Annotated in this window: 2 protein-coding genes; both read right to left on the reverse strand. The window is 33.3% G+C overall.

Annotated features, from left to right (window positions below):
- Positions 1 to 112 precede the first annotated feature (112 nt).
- Positions 113 to 505, reverse strand: coding sequence for a GFA family protein (locus tag WAE57_RS15765; protein ID WP_337711300.1), 393 nt, complete (start codon positions 503 to 505; stop codon positions 113 to 115).
- A 273-nt stretch (positions 506 to 778) separates the two neighbouring features.
- Positions 779 to 1,072: transposase (locus WAE57_RS15770; protein WP_337711301.1), on the reverse strand; the 294-nt coding region annotated here is incomplete at its 5' end.

Below are 1,072 nucleotides of genomic sequence, written 5' to 3' on the forward strand. Positions count from 1 at the left end.
TTTTCATTTCGTATAATCTACATTATGTTAAATGGACAGTGATTAGTTGAATTTTCATCTTTTAAAGAAGCGTTAATCTTGGGCTTTTTTTTGATGTTATTCTAATGATCAATTAGTTTGGATTTTCCTGATATTGAGGTGCAGCATCCTCTATTTCATACCAAGCTGGCTTCGATGAAACAAAAACATGGAACTGATTTCTTAAGACGGGATCATCGTCTAAACAATTAACTGGTATTGGAAAAGATGCACTCTCTGAACCGATTTCACCCAAAGCAGTTCCGCACTTTTTACAGAACGTTCGTACATAGCTAAATGGCGGTTCAGGCTTATATGTTTGTATAAACTCTTTACCTTGAAGCAAATTAAAGGATTCTTTTTTTACAAAAAGAATCGTACTCGATCCGAGCTTACGACAACGTGAACAATGGCAAGTTCCCATCATGTCAGGAACAGTATTCAATTCAAATTTAACAGCACCACAACAACAACTACCCTGAATCATATTTTGCCTATATTTATAAAGATGTTTGGACATTTTTAATGGAAAAAAGTATAACTATTAAATCATTATCCTGCATAGCAGCCATTATATTAAATGGGTGAGAACTCTCTGCATATCATGCTTAAAGCTAAGATACACATCATTAGAGATAATCCTTTGAACAAAGCACTTTGTATTTTTAAATTACGTAGAATTTTTTTTTAGACTCAAAGAAAAAAATACATAAAGACCACCAGTGATACCCAAAGTTAAAATTGTTATTAGGGCGTGTTCTCATTTGGCTTTGCACCAAATAAATATGCAGGCTATACGGATCATAGATTTATAATTGCGTGCCAGTTTATCGAATCGAGTTACAATAGCACGGAAATGTTTTAATCTCGCAAAAGCATTTTCAACTAAATGTCTTAATTTATATAGATATTTATCAAATTCCTTATTCGATCTATTACTGTTTGATCTCAATGAAATAATAGGGATCATATTCTTGTTCTTGGCACATGTTCTAATGTGCTCAGCATCATACCCCTTGTCAGCAATGAGATAAGTTGCCTCGCCTACAATTCT

The sequence above is a fragment of the Acinetobacter sp. NS-4 genome (genome assembly GCF_037402435.1).
Classification (GTDB): Bacteria; Pseudomonadota; Gammaproteobacteria; order Pseudomonadales; family Moraxellaceae; genus Acinetobacter.